This is a genomic window from Variovorax trehalosi (assembly GCF_051216415.1).
In the GTDB taxonomy this organism is placed as follows: Bacteria; Pseudomonadota; Gammaproteobacteria; order Burkholderiales; family Burkholderiaceae_C; genus Variovorax.
On the sequence record NZ_JBPJZG010000009.1, the window covers coordinates 231,723 to 246,562 of the forward strand.

15 protein-coding genes and 1 tRNA gene are annotated in these 14,840 nt (G+C 64.8%); 14 read left to right on the forward strand and 2 right to left on the reverse strand.

All coding sequences use genetic code 11. From position 1 onward, the window contains the following. Positions 1 to 245: 245 nt before the first annotated feature. The 3 genes from ACSFA7_RS29035 to ACSFA7_RS29045 are packed head-to-tail and all read left to right on the forward strand — an operon-like array spanning position 246 to position 1,936. Positions 246 to 989 (forward strand): nitroreductase, encoded by a 744-nt coding sequence (locus ACSFA7_RS29035; protein ID WP_435502552.1) that lies wholly within the window; start codon positions 246 to 248, stop codon positions 987 to 989. 32 nt (positions 990 to 1,021) lie between these two features. Further along, entirely contained in the window at positions 1,022 to 1,453 is a 432-nt protein-coding gene (locus ACSFA7_RS29040) for a cupin domain-containing protein (protein WP_435502553.1), read from the forward strand. A 27-nt stretch (positions 1,454 to 1,480) separates the two neighbouring features. Continuing rightward, positions 1,481 to 1,936, forward strand: coding sequence for a carboxymuconolactone decarboxylase family protein (locus tag ACSFA7_RS29045; RefSeq protein ID WP_435502554.1), 456 nt, complete (start codon positions 1,481 to 1,483; stop codon positions 1,934 to 1,936). Between the two features lie 68 nt (positions 1,937 to 2,004). Here ACSFA7_RS29045 and ACSFA7_RS29050 read toward each other — a convergent pair. Next, positions 2,005 to 2,079, reverse strand: a tRNA-Arg gene (locus ACSFA7_RS29050). 261 nt (positions 2,080 to 2,340) lie between these two features. Between ACSFA7_RS29050 and ACSFA7_RS29055 the strand changes: the two genes are divergently transcribed. The 4 genes from ACSFA7_RS29055 to ACSFA7_RS29070 all read left to right on the forward strand — a co-directional run bounded on the left by ACSFA7_RS29055 (position 2,341) and on the right by ACSFA7_RS29070 (position 6,423). Then, positions 2,341 to 3,363 carry a Bug family tripartite tricarboxylate transporter substrate binding protein gene (locus ACSFA7_RS29055; RefSeq protein ID WP_435502588.1) on the forward strand — a complete coding sequence of 341 codons (1,023 nt, stop codon included), beginning with the start codon at positions 2,341 to 2,343 and terminating at the stop codon, positions 3,361 to 3,363. A gap of 133 nt (positions 3,364 to 3,496) precedes the next feature. After that, complete coding sequence (locus ACSFA7_RS29060) at positions 3,497 to 4,018, forward strand: tripartite tricarboxylate transporter TctB family protein (protein ID WP_435502555.1); 522 nt, start codon at positions 3,497 to 3,499, stop codon at positions 4,016 to 4,018. Positions 4,019 to 4,037: 19 nt separating this feature from the next. After that, entirely contained in the window at positions 4,038 to 5,570 is a 1,533-nt protein-coding gene (locus ACSFA7_RS29065; RefSeq protein WP_198786544.1) for a tripartite tricarboxylate transporter permease, read from the forward strand. Positions 5,571 to 5,586: 16 nt separating this feature from the next. After that, positions 5,587 to 6,423, forward strand: coding sequence for a cytidylate kinase family protein (locus tag ACSFA7_RS29070; RefSeq protein WP_435502556.1), 837 nt, complete (start codon positions 5,587 to 5,589; stop codon positions 6,421 to 6,423). A gap of 156 nt (positions 6,424 to 6,579) precedes the next feature. Here the strand turns inward: ACSFA7_RS29070 and ACSFA7_RS29075 are convergent, their stop codons facing one another. Continuing rightward, positions 6,580 to 7,188: a Crp/Fnr family transcriptional regulator gene (locus ACSFA7_RS29075; RefSeq protein WP_206179738.1), complete on the reverse strand. Its 609-nt coding sequence runs from the start codon at positions 7,186 to 7,188 to the stop codon at positions 6,580 to 6,582. A gap of 152 nt (positions 7,189 to 7,340) precedes the next feature. Between ACSFA7_RS29075 and oxc the strand changes: the two genes are divergently transcribed. The 7 genes from oxc (at position 7,341) to sucD (ending at position 14,830) form a co-directional block, all read left to right on the forward strand. Beyond that, on the forward strand, positions 7,341 to 9,164 hold the full coding sequence (gene oxc / locus ACSFA7_RS29080) for an oxalyl-CoA decarboxylase (protein ID WP_435502557.1): 1,824 nt from the start codon (positions 7,341 to 7,343) through the stop codon (positions 9,162 to 9,164). 34 nt (positions 9,165 to 9,198) lie between these two features. After that, on the forward strand, positions 9,199 to 10,455 hold the full coding sequence (gene frc / locus ACSFA7_RS29085; RefSeq protein ID WP_435502558.1) for a formyl-CoA transferase: 1,257 nt from the start codon (positions 9,199 to 9,201) through the stop codon (positions 10,453 to 10,455). A gap of 42 nt (positions 10,456 to 10,497) precedes the next feature. Continuing rightward, on the forward strand, positions 10,498 to 10,932 hold the full coding sequence (locus ACSFA7_RS29090; protein WP_435502559.1) for a PAS domain-containing protein: 435 nt from the start codon (positions 10,498 to 10,500) through the stop codon (positions 10,930 to 10,932). A 15-nt stretch (positions 10,933 to 10,947) separates the two neighbouring features. Then, a complete protein-coding gene (frc, locus tag ACSFA7_RS29095) occupies positions 10,948 to 12,195 on the forward strand; it encodes a formyl-CoA transferase (protein ID WP_435502560.1) in 1,248 nt (415 codons plus the stop codon). A gap of 225 nt (positions 12,196 to 12,420) precedes the next feature. Further along, the gene (locus ACSFA7_RS29100) at positions 12,421 to 12,753 is read left to right on the forward strand and encodes an HAD family hydrolase (RefSeq protein ID WP_435502561.1); all 333 of its coding nucleotides are present in this window, start codon (positions 12,421 to 12,423) and stop codon (positions 12,751 to 12,753) included. A 6-nt stretch (positions 12,754 to 12,759) separates the two neighbouring features. After that, the gene (sucC, locus tag ACSFA7_RS29105; protein WP_435502562.1) at positions 12,760 to 13,929 is read left to right on the forward strand and encodes an ADP-forming succinate--CoA ligase subunit beta; all 1,170 of its coding nucleotides are present in this window, start codon (positions 12,760 to 12,762) and stop codon (positions 13,927 to 13,929) included. A gap of 1 nt (position 13,930) precedes the next feature. Continuing rightward, positions 13,931 to 14,830: a succinate--CoA ligase subunit alpha gene (gene sucD / locus ACSFA7_RS29110; protein WP_206175483.1), complete on the forward strand. Its 900-nt coding sequence runs from the start codon at positions 13,931 to 13,933 to the stop codon at positions 14,828 to 14,830. Positions 14,831 to 14,840: the final 10 nt, after the last annotated feature.

Sequence of the window (14,840 nt, forward strand, 5' to 3'; positions counted from 1 at the left end):
ATCGAGGATCCGTGATCTTGTTGGGTCAAATTGCGATGTTCGGCGCACGGCGCATGGAAGGGAACTGATGGTTCTTCAAGAGGACAGTGCAGGCCGTGCACTTTCATCGCGTCCAGCTTGATGTCCGTTGCGCATCGAGTGGCCGCTGAACGCCGTGCAATATGGAACTGCAGAACCATCAGTTCCGTTCATTGCACGCCTCGCCCATGATCGCGCCCTGTCATTCAGCAGCAGGAGACGAAACCATGGCGGCCGATACCCTCATCGAAGAACCAGAAGCGGTCCAGGCGACCGCCGAATGGTCCCAGGAGGCGATCGCGCAATGCGTGGCCACCGTCGTGCGCTCGCGCCGCGCGACGCGCGCCTTCAAGGCGCAGCCGCTGCGCCGCGAACTCGTGGAAGAGATCCTGGCGGATGCGGCGCACGCACCGAGCGGCGCCAACATCCAGCCCTGGCGTGTGTACGTGGTCAGCGGCGCGGCCAAAACCGAATTGACCGACGTGCTGGTCGCCGCGTCCCGCGCCGGAACCGCACCGGCGCCCGAGCACTTCCCCGAGCCGCTGCCCGACACGTACCGCGCAAGGCTGATGGACTTCGGCGCGCGCTACTACGCATCGCTCGGCATCGAGCGCCACGACACGCCCGCGCGCACGCGCCAGACCGAGCGCAACTACGCCTTCTTCGGCGCGCCGGTGGGCCTCATCTTCAGCATCGACCGCCGGTTGAAGGCCCACAGCTGGATCGACCTGGGCCTCTTCGCGCAGAGCGTGATGATCGCTGCGAAGGCGCGCGGCATCGACACCTGCCCGCAGGTCGCGTTCGCGCAGTTCCATGAGTCGATTGCGGCGCACCTGCACATGTCGCCCGAAGAGGTGACGGCCTTCGGCATGTCGATGGGCTACGGCGACCCGGAGGCCGAGGTCAACCAGACAAGGATGCCGCGCGAGCGTGTGCAGGACTTCGCGCGGCTCCTGGGCTTTGCAGCCTGAGCGCTTCGACTGTTTCACCAAGGAGATCACCCATGAAGAACACCTCATGGCTTGCCGCCGCTATTGCGGCCGGCGCCATCGGAGTTATCGGCGCCTTCACGCCCACTGCAGCCACCGCGCATGCGGCGGCGGAACGCGTCACGCCCGCCCTCCAGCAGGCGATTCCCAACATCCCCGGCAAGTCGCTGGTCGCCGTGGTGGTCGACTACCCGCCGGGCGGCGCGTCGCCGGCCCACGAGCACGCGAAGTCTGCGTTCATCTATGGCTACGTCGTCTCGGGTGCCATCGAATCCCAGGTGAACGATGGCCCGAGGCAAGTCCTTCGCGCAGGGGAGAGCTTCTACGAGCCGCCCGGCGCGAAGCACCCCGTCAGCCGCAACGCGAGCAAGACCCGGCCCGCGAAGCTGCTCGCCGTGTTCGTGGTGGACACCGACGACACCGCGCTCACGACACCCACGCAATGACCCCTCCCGATCTTCAGTAACACCACCATGAGCCAACGCCTCGACTACAACCAGATCGCCCCGGCCGGCATCAAGGCCATCGGCACCGTGTACGGGTACGTCACGCAGAGCGGCCTCGCGCCCGTGCTGGTCGACCTGGTGTATTTGCGTGTCTCGCAGATCAACAACTGCGCGTACTGCCTGGATATGCATACGCGCGACCTGTTGAAGAAAGGGCAGGCCGTTGAAAAGCTGGCGCTGCTGCAGGCGTGGAGAGAGGCGGGTGCGCTCTTCGACGAGCGGGAGCGTGCTGCGCTGGCGTGGGCGGAATCGGTGTCGCGGGTGGCGGAGACGGGTGTTCCCGATGAGGCGTACGAAACGGCGCGGGCCGTCTTTGACGAGCGTGAGCTGGTGGACCTCACCATCGCGATCGGGTTGATGAATGTGTACAACCGGATGGCGATCAGTTTCCGCAGCACGCCTCAGGCGGTCGTGGCCGGGTAAAGCCGCGTCGTCTGGCCCGGCGTTGGCGCGGGGTCCGATGAAACCTGACTGCTCAATCCGTTGGCTGGTGGTGCCTTCGACAGGAATCGAACCTGTATCTGAGTCTTAGGAGGACCCCGTTCTATCCATTGAACTACGAAGACGACTGGCGCGAAGGGCTTGATACCCGGCCGGCGAGGGGTTGCCGGTGCGCGCCGCGATTTTATAGGGTTCCTGCGGCGGCTTCGCTGCACTGCAAAAAACCGGCCAGCACGGGCTAACCCCCATACGAAATCTCCAAGAAGTTGACCACGGTCAAGTCGGCTTGCCAGCGCCTGCGCGCAACATCCGCCCTGTTCGTATCTCCGCTCAGATCCAAGAATAAAAAAGGGCGAACCCTACACAGATTGGAGACAGACATGACGATGAAGAACATCGCTTCACACGCCCGCAGCTGGCGTGCGAAAGCCATTGGCGCGGCCGTCCTGGCGCTGGCCGCCGCCACCCCCGCCTTCGCCTGGGAACCCACCAAACCCGTGGAGTTCGTGATCCCCGCCGGCACCGGCGGAGGCGCCGACCAGATGGGGCGGCTGCTGCAGGGCATCGTCATCAAGTACAAGCTCATGAAAGAGCCGCTCATCGTGGTCAACAAGTCGGGCGGCGCGGGCGCCGAAGGCTTTCTGGCGGTGAAGGAAGCCAAGGGCGATCCGCACAAGATCATCATCTCGCTGTCGAACCTGTTCACCACGCCCATGGCCACCGGCGTGCCCTTCAACTGGAAGGACATGACGCCCGTCGCGATGCTCGCACTCGACCAGTTCGTGCTGTGGACCAACGTCGACGCGCCCTACAAGACCGCCGGCGAATACATCGCCGCCACCAAGGCTGCGGGCCCGAACAAGTTCAAGATGGCCGGCACCGGCTCCAAGCAGGAAGACCAGATCATCACCGTGGCGCTTGAAAAAGCCACGGGCACCAAGTTCATCTACGTGCCCTTCAAGGGCGGCGGCGAAGTCGCGGTGCAGCTGGTGGGCGGCCACGTGCACTCCACGGTCAACAACCCGATCGAGGCGGTGGCGCAATGGCGTGCCGGCAAGCTGCGCGCGCTGTGCGTGTTCGACGACGAGCGCATGCCGTTCAAGGCGAAGGTGACCGACACGCAATCGTGGAACGACGTGCCCACCTGCAAGGAAGCGGGCGTGCCCACCAAGTACACGATGCTGCGCGGCATCTTCATGCCCGCGGGCGTCACGCCCGAGCAGCTCAAGTTCTACACGGACCTGCTGACCAAGGTGGCCGCCACGCCGGAGTGGAAGGAATACATGGAGAAGGGTGCCTTCAACCCGACCTTCATGACCGGCAAGCCGTTCGCCGACTGGCTCACCACGGCCGAGACGACGCACCGCACGCTGATGTCCGACGCGGGCTTCCTGGCCAGCAACAAGTAAGCCGCCCCGGGCGCAGTGCCAGCCCCGGCCGCGAGACCGCGGCGGGGTGGCGCGCCGGACGGCAGGCGGGCGCACGCAACGAGCGCGCGCGCACCGCCTCATTTCACTCACACATTTGATCGATGGGGGCTCCATGGAGCACGAAGAAATTTCCGATGGGGCGCCGCGTTCGGGCGTCGCCACCTACGTGGTCGAGGCGGTGGTCGCGGCGCTGCTGCTCATCATCGGACTGGTGGTGGTGTTCGAGGCCCGCAAGCTGGGCGCGGGCTGGACGAGCGACGGGCCGGGGTCGGGCTACTTCCCGTTCTTCATCGGCGTGATCATCACCATCTCGGGCGCGGGCATCCTGTACCAGGCACTGCTCGGCAAGAACCGCAACACCGAAGTGTTCGTCGATTCTGTGCAGCTCAAGCGCGTGCTCTCGGTGCTGGTGCCGGCCACGGTGTACGTGTTGTGCATCACCTTCGTGGGGCTGTATGTCGCATCGGCGGTCTACATCGCGCTCTTCATGATCGTGCTGGGCAAGTACTCGTGGGTGAAGAGCGTGATCGCGGCCCTCGCGGTCAACACGGTCTTCTTCTGCATGTTCGAGGTGTGGTTCAAAGTGCCGCTTTTCAAAGGCGCACTCGACCCCCTCCGGTTCCTCGGCTACTGAACTCACGGAGCACAGCGAAATGGACGAAATCAGCGCCCTGATGCAGGGCTTTGCAGTGATCCTGACCCCGATGAACATCGCGCTGATGTTCGTGGGGATCATCCTTGGCGTGCTCATCGGCGTGCTGCCGGGGCTGGGCGGCGCCAACGGGGTGGCCATCTTGCTGCCCCTCACCTTCACGATGTCGCCGACCTCGGCCATCATCATGTTGTCGTGCATCTACTGGGGTGCGTTGTTCGGCGGGGCCATCACCTCGATCCTGTTCAACATCCCCGGCGAACCCTGGTCGGTGGCCACCACCTTCGACGGCTACCCGATGGCCCAGCAGGGCAATGCGGGCGCCGCGCTCACCACGGCCTTCACCTCGTCGTTCGTGGGGGCCTTCATCGCGGTGGTGATGATCACCTTCCTCGCGCCGCTGGTCGCCAAGTTCGCGCTCAAGTTCGGGTCACCCGAATTCTTTGCGGTGTACTTGCTGACCTTCTGCAGCTTCGTCGGCATGGGCAAGGGATCGCCCTTCAAGATCCTCGCGTCGATGGCGCTGGGCTTCGCGCTCGCCTCGGTCGGCATGGACACGGTCACCGGCCAACTGCGCCTGACCTTCGGCCAGCCCGAGCTGATGCGCGGCTTCGACTTCCTGATCGCGGTGATCGGTCTCTTCGGCATCGGCGAAATTTTGCTGTCGATGGAAGAGGGCCTGAAGTTCTCCGGCAAGAGCGCCAAGATCGACCCCAAGGTCGTGCTGCAAACCTGGAAGCAACTGCCGCAGTACTGGGTCACGTCGCTGCGCAGCTCGCTCATCGGCATCTGGATGGGCATCACGCCCGGCGGCGCCACACCGGCTTCGTTCATGGCCTACGGCCTTGCCAAGAAGATGTCGAAGAAGGGCTCCAAGTTCGGCACCGGCCAGATGGAAGGCGTCGTCGCCCCCGAGACCGCGGCGCACGCCGCGGGCACCAGCGCGCTGCTGCCGATGCTGGCGCTGGGCATCCCCGGTTCGCCGACTGCCGCGGTGCTGCTGGGCGGCCTGTTGATCTGGGGCCTGCAGCCCGGGCCGCTGCTCTTCACCGAGCAGAAGGACTTCGTCTGGGGCCTCATCGCCAGCATGTACCTGGGCAACATCGTGGGCCTGATCGTGGTGCTGAGCACGGTGCCGCTGTTCGCCTCGATCCTGCGCATTCCGTTCTCGATCATCGCGCCGGTGATCATCGTGATCTGTGCGATCGGTGCCTACACCGTGCACAACGCGATGCTCGACATCTGGTTCATGCTCGGCTTCGGCGTCATCGGCTACCTGTTCAAGAAACTCGACTTCCCGCTGGCGCCGCTGGTGCTTGCGCTGGTGCTCGGGGACAAGGCCGAAGACTCGTTCCGCCAGGCGATGCTGGTCTCGCAAGGCGACGTGATGATCATGTTCTCGAACCCGCTGGTGGGCGGCATCACGACGCTGGCCCTGGTGCTGCTGTTCTGGCCGCTGATCTCCAAGGGCATCGCCCTGATCAAGCCGCCGAAGAAGCCCGACGAGTTCGCCGTCGAGCGGCCCGTGGATTGAGCGAAGGAGCACACACATGCCAGTCATCGCACTGACCCAGGAGATGGGTTCCCTCGCCAAGGACGTTTCGGTGAAGCTTGCGGAAACGCTCTCGCTCGCCGTCATGCGCCATGAAGTCATCGACCACCTGGCCGAGAAGATGCAGGTTTCCAAGAGCCTCATCGGCCGGCTGCGCGGCGGCAAGGCCGGCCTGCTGGAGCGTCTGAAGACCGACCAGCGCAGCGTCGCGCTCTACACGGCCGACGAGTTGTTCGGGTTGGCCGACCGCGGCAACGTGGTGCTGCGCGGATGGGGCGCCACCTGCCTGCTGCGACCGGTGCCGCACGTGGTGTGCGTGCGCATCACGCGCTCGCTCGAGAAGCGCGTCGAGTGGCTGATGGGCGACCTCGAAACCGACGACGCCGCGTTCGCCGAAGCCGAGATCCGCCGCAGCGACCAGGCGCACGCGGCGCGCATGCATGCGCAGTTCGGCGTGACCTGGGGCGACCCGGTGCTCTATGACCTGGTGCTCAACACCGACCGCGTGACGGTCGACAGCTGCGTCGAGCAGATCAGCCAACTGGTGGCGCGGCCCGAGTTCGCGGAGACGCCCGAGTCGCGCGCGCTGCTCAAGAACATGGCGCTGCAGGCGCGCGTGAAGGCGGCGTTGAAAGAGCAGACGGAGACGAGCGACATCCGAGTGACGGTCGATGCGAACCAGGGGGAGGTGATCCTGCGCGGGATCGTTCTGAACTCCGAAGAGCGGGCGCAGACTGAAGCGGTGGCGGCTGCGGTGACCGGCGTGACAGGCGTGCACAACCAACTGCGTTTGATGGCGACTTCGCGCCGCTTCGCATCGGCCAAGCAGACCTGAGTTGGATGTTGCCTTGCTCCCTCTCCCGCTTGCGGGAGAGGGCTGGGGTGAGGGGGAGGGCGCCCGATGAGGCGCCGCGTTGTGATGAGGGCCATTGCACCCTCACCCCAACCCTCTCCCGCTTGCGGGAGAGGGAGCCAACCCCAACAGCCGCGCCTAGATTTTTCCGCGCTTGCGAAGCCGACTAAGGGTTTCTGCGGAGAGATTGAGATACGAAGCCAGCTCCTTGCTCGGAATCCTGTCTTCCAGCTCCGGGTGCTTGCGCGTGAACCGGTGCACCCGCCCCGGCGCATCCAGCAGATGCAGCGTGATCGTGTGCGCCATGATCTCGCTCATTCCCTTCATCACCAGGTACTCGAACAGCTCCTTGGTCTCGGGGTGCCTGTTGAGAAAGGTGATCCATTCCTTCAGCGGCAGGCTCGCCACGCGGGCCTTGGTGACGCACACGATGCCGTAGGGCGTCGGCGTGCCCAGGCGCAGTGCCGCGTAGCTTGTTTCCATGTCGTGCTCGTCGGCGAAGCGAAGGATCATTTCCTTGCCTTCCGGGTTGCTCACGACCCGCTTCAGGATGCCGTCGAGGATGAAGTACTGCTCCATCTCGCGCACCCCCTGGTGCAACAGGAAATCGCCCTTGTTGCCGTCCACGATCACGAGGTGGGCTTCCAGTTCGGCGCGGTCGCTCTCGCTCAGGTCCTTGAGCAGGACGTTCTGCCGGAGCTGCGCGCGAATGATGTTTTTTTCCGGGTGGTTTTCCAACAACGTCATGGGTCCCGTCTTGCTCGAATTCGCAACAACTTCTGGTTCATCTGGCCGGTGCCGTTTTCCGGAAAGTTGACCGAGGTCAACGTTCGAAAGCATGCCCCCGAATCATAGTCCCGGCTCGGGCCTCGGCCATTCACCAAAGCAGAAGGAGAGACATGTCTTCAGTAAGAACGGACAAAGAGGCATCCACGACCCTGGACGACGCCCTCAAGCCCACGAGCCGGGCCGTTGACGGCGATGCGGTCGTGCGAGCCCTCAAACCGGTGGCGGACGACGCACCGGAGGCCGAAACGACCGACGGCTTCCACCTGGTCATCGATGCGCTGAAGCTGAACGACATCGACACCATCTTCGGCCTTCCCGGCATCCCGATCACCGACCTGACGCGCATGGCGCAGGCCGAGGGCATGCGGGTCATTTCGTTCCGCCACGAACAGCACGCAGGCAACGCCGCCGCAGCTGCCGGCTTCCTCACGCAAAAGCCGGGCATCTGCCTCACGGTGTCGGCACCCGGCTTTCTGAACGGCCTCACGGCACTGGCCAACGCGACCACCAACTGCTTCCCGATGATCCTGATCAGCGGATCGAGCGAACGCGAAATCGTCGACCTGCAGCAGGGCGACTACGAAGAGATGGACCAGCTGGCCATCGCCAAGCCGCTGTGCAAGGCCGCCTTCCGCGTGCTGCATGCCGAAGACATCGGCGTGGGCATCGCCCGCGCCATCCGCTCGGCGCTCTCGGGCCGCCCCGGTGGCGTGTACCTGGACCTGCCGGCCAAGCTCTTCGCGCAGACCATGGATGCGGCCAAGGGCAAGGCATCGCTCGTCAAGGTCGTCGATCCGGCACCGCGCCAGATCCCCGCGCCCGATGCCGTCAAGCGCGCACTCGACCTGCTCAAGGGCGCGAAGAAGCCGCTCATCCTGCTGGGCAAGGGCGCAGCGTATGCACAGGCCGACGCCGACATCCGCGCACTGGTCGAGAAGACGGGTATTCCCTACCTCCCGATGTCGATGGCCAAGGGCCTGCTGCCCGACACGCATGTGCAATCGGCCGCGGCCGCGCGCTCCTACGTGCTGCAAGAGGCTGACGTCGTGCTCCTGATCGGCGCGCGCCTGAACTGGCTGCTCTCGCACGGCAAGGGCAAGACCTGGGCGCAGGACAAGGGCGCCAAGCAGTTCATCCAGATCGACATCGCACCGACCGAGATCGACAGCAACGTGGCCATCGCCGCGCCGGTGATCGGCGACATCGGCTCCTGCGTGGCGGCACTGCTCGGCGGCATCGATGCCAAGTGGGCCAAGCCGCCGACCGAATGGACCGGCGCCATCGCCGAGCGCAAGGACAAGAACCTCTCGAAGATGGCCGTCACGCTCGCCGCGCGTCCGTCGCCGATGAACTTCCACAGCGCGCTCAGCGTGATCCGCGACCAGGTGAAGGCCCGGCCCGACGCCATCGTGGTGAACGAAGGCGCCAACACGCTGGACTTCGCGCGCAGCATCGTGGACATGTACGAGCCGCGCAAGCGCCTCGACGTGGGCACCTGGGGGATCATGGGCATCGGCATGGGCTTTGCCGTCGCCGCCGCCGTGGTCACCGACAAGCCGGTGATCGCCATCGAGGGCGACAGCGCCTTCGGCTTCAGCGGCATGGAGGTGGAAACCATCTGCCGCTACAACCTGCCGATCTGCATCATCGTCTTCAACAACAACGGCGTGTACCGCGGCACCGACGTGAATGCGAGCGGCACCGCCGACGTGGCGCCCACCGTGTTCGTGAAGAACGCGCGCTACGACAAGCTGATGGAAGCCTTCGGCGGCGTGGGCGTCAACGCCACCACCGCCGACGAGCTGCAGAAGGCGCTGACCGAGGCCGTCGCCTCGCGCCGCCCGACGCTGATCAACGCCGTCATCGACGAGACCGCAGGCACGGAGAGCGGGCGCATCACGAGCCTGAACCCCGCCACGGCGAAGAAGAAGTAATCCCATCCCGTATTCAGCATCCAGGAGATATCACATGAGCGACAACAAACCCCTCAACGGCATCAAGATCATCGACTTCACGCACGTGCAAGCCGGCCCGGCCTGCACGCAGATGCTGGCCTGGTTCGGCGCCGACGTCATCAAGGTCGAGCGCCCCGGCGCCGGCGACGTCACGCGCTCGCAGCTGCGCGACATCCCCGATGTGGACGCGCTGTACTTCACCATGCTCAACAGCAACAAGCGCTCGCTCACGCTGGACACCAAGCAGGCCGAAGGCAAGCTGGTGCTCGAGAAGCTCATCAAGGAATCGGACGTGCTGGTCGAGAACTTCGGCCCCGGCGCGCTCGACCGCATGGGCTTCAGCTGGGAGCGCATCCAGGAACTGAACCCGAAGATGATCGTCGCCTCGGTCAAGGGCTTCAGCGACGGCCACCACTACGACGACCTGAAGGTGTACGAGAACGTCGCGCAATGCGCAGGCGGCGCGGCTTCCACCACCGGCTTCTGGGACGGCCCGCCCACCGTGAGCTCGGCCGCGCTCGGCGACAGCAACACCGGCATGCACCTGGCCATCGGCATCCTCACGGCCATCATCGGCCGCGAGCAGACCGGCAAGGGCCAGCGCGTGGCCTGCTCGATGCAGGACGCGGTGCTCAACCTGTGCCGCGTGAAGATGCGCGACCAGCAGCGCCTCGATCGCCTCGGCTACCTCGAGGAATACCCGCAGTACCCGCACGGCACGTTCAGCGACGTGGTGCCGCGCGGCGGCAATGCCGGCGGCGGCGGCCAGCCGGGCTGGGTGCTCAAGTGCAAGGGCTGGGAGACCGACCCGAACGCCTACATCTACTTCACCATCCAGGGTCACGCCTGGGCGCCGATCTGCGACGCCATCGGCAAGCCCGAGTGGAAGACCGACCCCGACTACGCGACCGCCAAGGCACGCCAGCCGCACATCACCGACATCTTCGCGACCATCGAAGGCTGGCTGGCCGACAAGACCAAGTTCGAGGCGGTCGACATCCTGCGCAAGTTCGACATCCCGTGCGCGCCGGTGCTGACGATGAAGGAACTGCTGAACGACGAATCGCTGCGCGCCAGCGGCTCGATCGTGGAAGTGCCGCACAAGGAGCGCGGCAGCTACTTCACCGTGGGCAGCCCGATCAAGTTCTCGGACCTCAAGCCCGAGATCACCGGTTCGCCGCTGCTGGGTGAGCACACCGAAGAAGTGCTGGCCGAGCTGGGCTATTCGAAGGCCCAGATCGACAGCCTGCGCGAAGCCAAGGCCGTTTGAGGCCGTCGCGAAAAGACTGAAAGAAAGAAGCGGGAGCACACCTTGTCGTCATCGACCGTCGATCTGAACCAACTCGTTGCCGGAGCCGGCGACGCGATCATGGTCTGCGATGCCAAGGGTGCGATCACGCTGTGGAACAAGGCTGCCGAGCGCATCTTCGGCTTTACCGAAGCCGAAGCGCTCGGGCAGTCGCTGGACATCATCATCCCCATGCGACAACGCCAGCGGCATTGGGATGGCTATCACAAGACGATGGAAACGGCGGTCACCAAATACGGTGCCGACGTGCTGCGCGTGCCCGCGCTCCACAAGGACGGGCATACCCTTTCCATCGCCTTCACGGTCTCCATGCTGTTCGCCCCCGATCAAACGGTTTCAGGCATCGTCGCCATCGTGCGCGACGAGACGGCCCGCTTCGCCGAGGAGCGCAAGTTGCGCGCCCGTCTGGTAGAAGTCGAAACCGCGACGAACAAATAAGACAGGAGACACACGATGAGCAAGGCACTCGAAGGCGTTCGCATCCTGGACTTCACGCATGTGCAGTCCGGCCCCACCTGCACCCAACTGCTGGCCTGGTTCGGCGCCGACGTGATCAAGGTCGAGCGTGCCGGTGAAGGCGACGCCACGCGCGGCCAGCTGCGCGACATTCCCGGTGTGGACAGCCTCTACTTCACGATGCTGAACCACAACAAGCGCTCGATCACGCTGGACACCAAGAACCCGAAGGGCAAGCAGGTCCTGGACACGCTGATCAAGACTTGCGACGTGCTGGTGGAGAACTTCGCGCCCGGCGCGCTCGACCGCATGGGCATCACCTGGGCGCACATCCAGAAGCTCAACCCGCGGATGATCGTCGCCTCGGTCAAGGGCTTCGGCCCCGGCAAGTACGAGCACTGCAAGGTCTACGAGAACGTCGCGCAGTGCGCCGGCGGCGCCGCATCGACCACCGGCTTCGAGGACGGACCACCCGTCGTCACCGGCGCGCAGATCGGCGACAGCGGCACCGGGCTGCACCTGGCGCTGGGCATCGTCGCCGCGCTCTACCAGCGCAACAACACCGGGCGCGGCCAGCAGGTGCTCGCGCCGATGCAGGACGCCGTGCTCAACCTGTGCCGCGTGAAGATGCGCGACCAGCAGCGCCTGGAGCGCACCGGCACCATGCACGAATACCCGCAGTACCCCGACGGCAAGTTCGGCGACGCGGTGCCGCGCGCGGGCAACGCATCGGGCGGCGGGCAGCCGGGCTCCATCCTCAAGTGCAAGGGCTGGGAGACCGACCCGAACGCCTACATCTACTTCATCACGCAGGGCGCGGTGTGGCCGGCAGTGTGCAAGGTGATCGGCGAAGAGGGCTGGATCACCGACGAGGCCTACGCTACGCCGGCCGCGCGCTTGCTGCACCTGAAGCCGATCTTTGCGCGCATCGAGCAATGGACCATGACCAAGACGAAGTTCGAGGCCATGGACATCCTCAACGAATACGACATTCCGTGCGGCCCGATTCTTTCGATGAAAGAAATCGCCGCGGATGAATCGCTGCGCGAGACCGGGACCATCGTCGAGGTGGACCATCCGACGCGTGGCAAGTACCTGACCGTGGGCAACCCGATCAAGATGTCCGACAGCCGGACCGAGGTGACACGGGCGCCGTTGCTGGGCGAGCACACCGAAGAAGTGCTCCGGCAATTGGGCTATGGCGTGGACGAAATTGCCATGCTGCGCACCGAGCGCGTGATCTGAATTAACAGCACGCCGGCCGATCGATAAATAAGGTGTTTTTTGCAAATGGCGAAAGCCATTTGCAATGGACAGCCACGCTCTTTTTTGCCAATTCACATATAACGCATGGCAAATGCACTAAATAAAATAGTTTAACTATTATTTATCGATCATCGAATCTACATTTTGATCATGCCGACCCGCCATCCATTTGTCGCTCGGCATTCAATTTCCAGGAGAAATTTCATGATGATCGATGATGCGCCCATTCAATACTGGAGCTCCGAGACGGAGCGCAACGCCTACAACGCCGCCTTCCACGAGCTGGGCCTGCGCTGGCATTGGGACCGCGAAACCTATTGCCAATTGCTGCGCCAGAGCCAGGACGGCCCCGAGCGGGTGTGCCATTACCTGAGCACGCACCAGCCGCATCTGCTGCGTGCCTATGACGCCAAGTCGCTGGCCGAGGTGATCGAGCAGAAGAAGGAAATTCACCAGCAGCGTGAATTGAGCGAAGGCCTCGGCAGCCGGCGTTATTTCAATTGGGCCGAAAGCCACGGCGCAGAGATCGGCGCCTGAATTGCCATGAATATCCACGAATACCAGGGCAAGGACGTATTGCGCAAATACGGCGTCACCACGCCCCGTGGATTCGCCTGCGCATCGGCCGATGAAGCCGCCGACGCCGCCACCCGCCTGGGCGGCAGGGCCTGGGTGGTGAAGGCGCAGATCCACGCGGGCGGCCGCGGCAAGGGCGGCGGCGTGAAGCTCGCGTGGTCGATCGACGAAGTGCGCCGGCACGCGAGCCAGATGCTCGGCATGACCCTGAAGACCCACCAGACCGGCCCCGAAGGCCGCGTGGTGAAGCGCCTCCTGGTCGAAGAGGGCATCGAGGTCGACAAGGAGCTCTACCTCGCCATGGTGGTCGACCGCGAAGCGGGCCGCGTGGCGCTGATGGCTTCCAGCGAAGGTGGCATGGACATCGAAGAGGTGGCGGCCCGCACGCCCGGCAAGATCCACAAGGTGCTCATCGATCCGGCAACGGGCCTCAAGGGCAGCGAGGCCGACATCGTGGCGCGCAACATCGGCCTCTCGGGCAAGTCGGTGATGCAGGCGCGCACGCTGATGCAGAACCTCTACCAGGCGTTCGATGCGAGCGATGCATCGCTGGCCGAGATCAACCCGCTGGTCGTGACGCGCGACGGCCGCGTGATCGCGCTCGATGCCAAGTTCAACTTCGATCCGAACGCGCTCTTCCGCCAGCCCGAGATCGTGGCGATGCGCGACTTCGACGAGGAAGATCCGGCCGAGGTCGAGGCCTCGCGTTTCGATCTCTCGTACATCGCGCTCGACGGCGACATCGGCTGCTTGGTCAACGGCGCGGGCCTCGCGATGGCGACGATGGACGTCATCAAGCTCTACGGCGGCTCGCCCGCCAATTTTCTCGACGTGGGCGGCGGCGCGACGGCCGAGAAAGTGACGCAGGCCTTCAAGCTGATGCTGCGCAACCCGAACCTGCGCGCGATCCTGGTCAACATCTTCGGCGGGATCATGAAGTGCGACGTGATCGCGCGGGGCATCGTCGCCGCCGCGCGCGAGGTCGAGCTGTCGGTGCCGCTGGTCGTGCGCATGAAGGGCACGAACGAGAGCCTGGGCCGCACGATCCTCGCGCAATCGGGCCTGCCGATCATCACGGCCGACGACATGGCGGATGCCGCCCAACAGGCCGTCGCCGCGGCGCGGAGGAACCACTGAGATGTCGATCCTCGTCAACAAGCACACCCGCGTCATCACGCAGGGCATCACCGGCAAGACCGGCCAGTTCCACACGGCGATGTGCCGCGACTACGGCAACGGCCAGAAGTGTTTTGTCGCGGGCGTGAACCCGAACAAGGCGGGCAAGTCGTTCGACGGCATTCCGGTCTTCGGCACGGTGAAGGATGCGAAGGCCGAGACCGGCGCCACCGTGTCGGTGATCTACGTGCCGCCGCCGTTCGCGGCCGCTGCGATCGACGAAGCGGTCGATGCGGGCATGGAGCTGGTCATCTGCATCACCGAAGGCATTCCGGTGCGCGACATGATCCGCACGCGCCACCGCATGGAGGGCAGCAAGACGCTCTTGCTCGGGCCGAACTGCCCGGGGCTCATCACGCCCGACGAAATCAAGATCGGGATCATGCCGGGGCACATCCACCAGCGCGGGCGCATCGGCGTGGTGTCGCGCTCGGGCACGCTGACCTACGAAGCGGCGAGTCAATTGGCGCGCTTCGGTATCGGGCAATCGACGGTGGTGGGCATCGGCGGCGATCCGGTGGGCGGGCTCAAGCACATCGACGTGCTCAAGATGTTCAACGACGACCCGCGCACCGACGCCGTGATCATGGTCGGCGAGATCGGCGGCAACGAAGAAGAGATCTGCGCGCACTGGATCAAGGACCACATGCGCAAGCCCGTGGTCGGCTTCATCGCCGGCGCCACCGCGCCGCCCGGCAAGCGCATGGGCCACGCGGGCGCCATCGTCTCCGGCGGGCGCGGCACCGCGCAGGAAAAGCTCGCGGTGATGAAGGCGTGCGGCATCCATGTGACCAGCAATCCGGCGGAGATGGGAAAGCTGCTCGCGTCGCTCGTCATTCCCGACTACCTCCCGTTCGACTGATCGAGCCATC

Coding starts and splice junctions, on each gene's coding strand:
- ACSFA7_RS29070 (WP_435502556.1), top strand. CDS start 5,587: ATGCCAGTCATCGCACTGACCCAGGAGATGGGTTCCCTCGCCAAGGAC.
- ACSFA7_RS29045 (WP_435502554.1), top strand. CDS start 1,481: ATGAGCCAACGCCTCGACTACAACCAGATCGCCCCGGCCGGCATCAAG.
- frc (WP_435502560.1), top strand. CDS start 10,948: ATGAGCAAGGCACTCGAAGGCGTTCGCATCCTGGACTTCACGCATGTG.
- ACSFA7_RS29040 (WP_435502553.1), top strand. CDS start 1,022: ATGAAGAACACCTCATGGCTTGCCGCCGCTATTGCGGCCGGCGCCATC.
- ACSFA7_RS29060 (WP_435502555.1), top strand. CDS start 3,497: ATGGAGCACGAAGAAATTTCCGATGGGGCGCCGCGTTCGGGCGTCGCC.
- sucD (WP_206175483.1), top strand. CDS start 13,931: ATGTCGATCCTCGTCAACAAGCACACCCGCGTCATCACGCAGGGCATC.
- ACSFA7_RS29035 (WP_435502552.1), top strand. CDS start 246: ATGGCGGCCGATACCCTCATCGAAGAACCAGAAGCGGTCCAGGCGACC.
- ACSFA7_RS29065 (WP_198786544.1), top strand. CDS start 4,038: ATGGACGAAATCAGCGCCCTGATGCAGGGCTTTGCAGTGATCCTGACC.
- sucC (WP_435502562.1), top strand. CDS start 12,760: ATGAATATCCACGAATACCAGGGCAAGGACGTATTGCGCAAATACGGC.
- frc (WP_435502558.1), top strand. CDS start 9,199: ATGAGCGACAACAAACCCCTCAACGGCATCAAGATCATCGACTTCACG.
- oxc (WP_435502557.1), top strand. CDS start 7,341: ATGTCTTCAGTAAGAACGGACAAAGAGGCATCCACGACCCTGGACGAC.
- ACSFA7_RS29075 (WP_206179738.1), bottom strand. CDS start 7,188: ATGACGTTGTTGGAAAACCACCCGGAAAAAAACATCATTCGCGCGCAG.
- ACSFA7_RS29055 (WP_435502588.1), top strand. CDS start 2,341: ATGAAGAACATCGCTTCACACGCCCGCAGCTGGCGTGCGAAAGCCATT.
- ACSFA7_RS29100 (WP_435502561.1), top strand. CDS start 12,421: ATGATGATCGATGATGCGCCCATTCAATACTGGAGCTCCGAGACGGAG.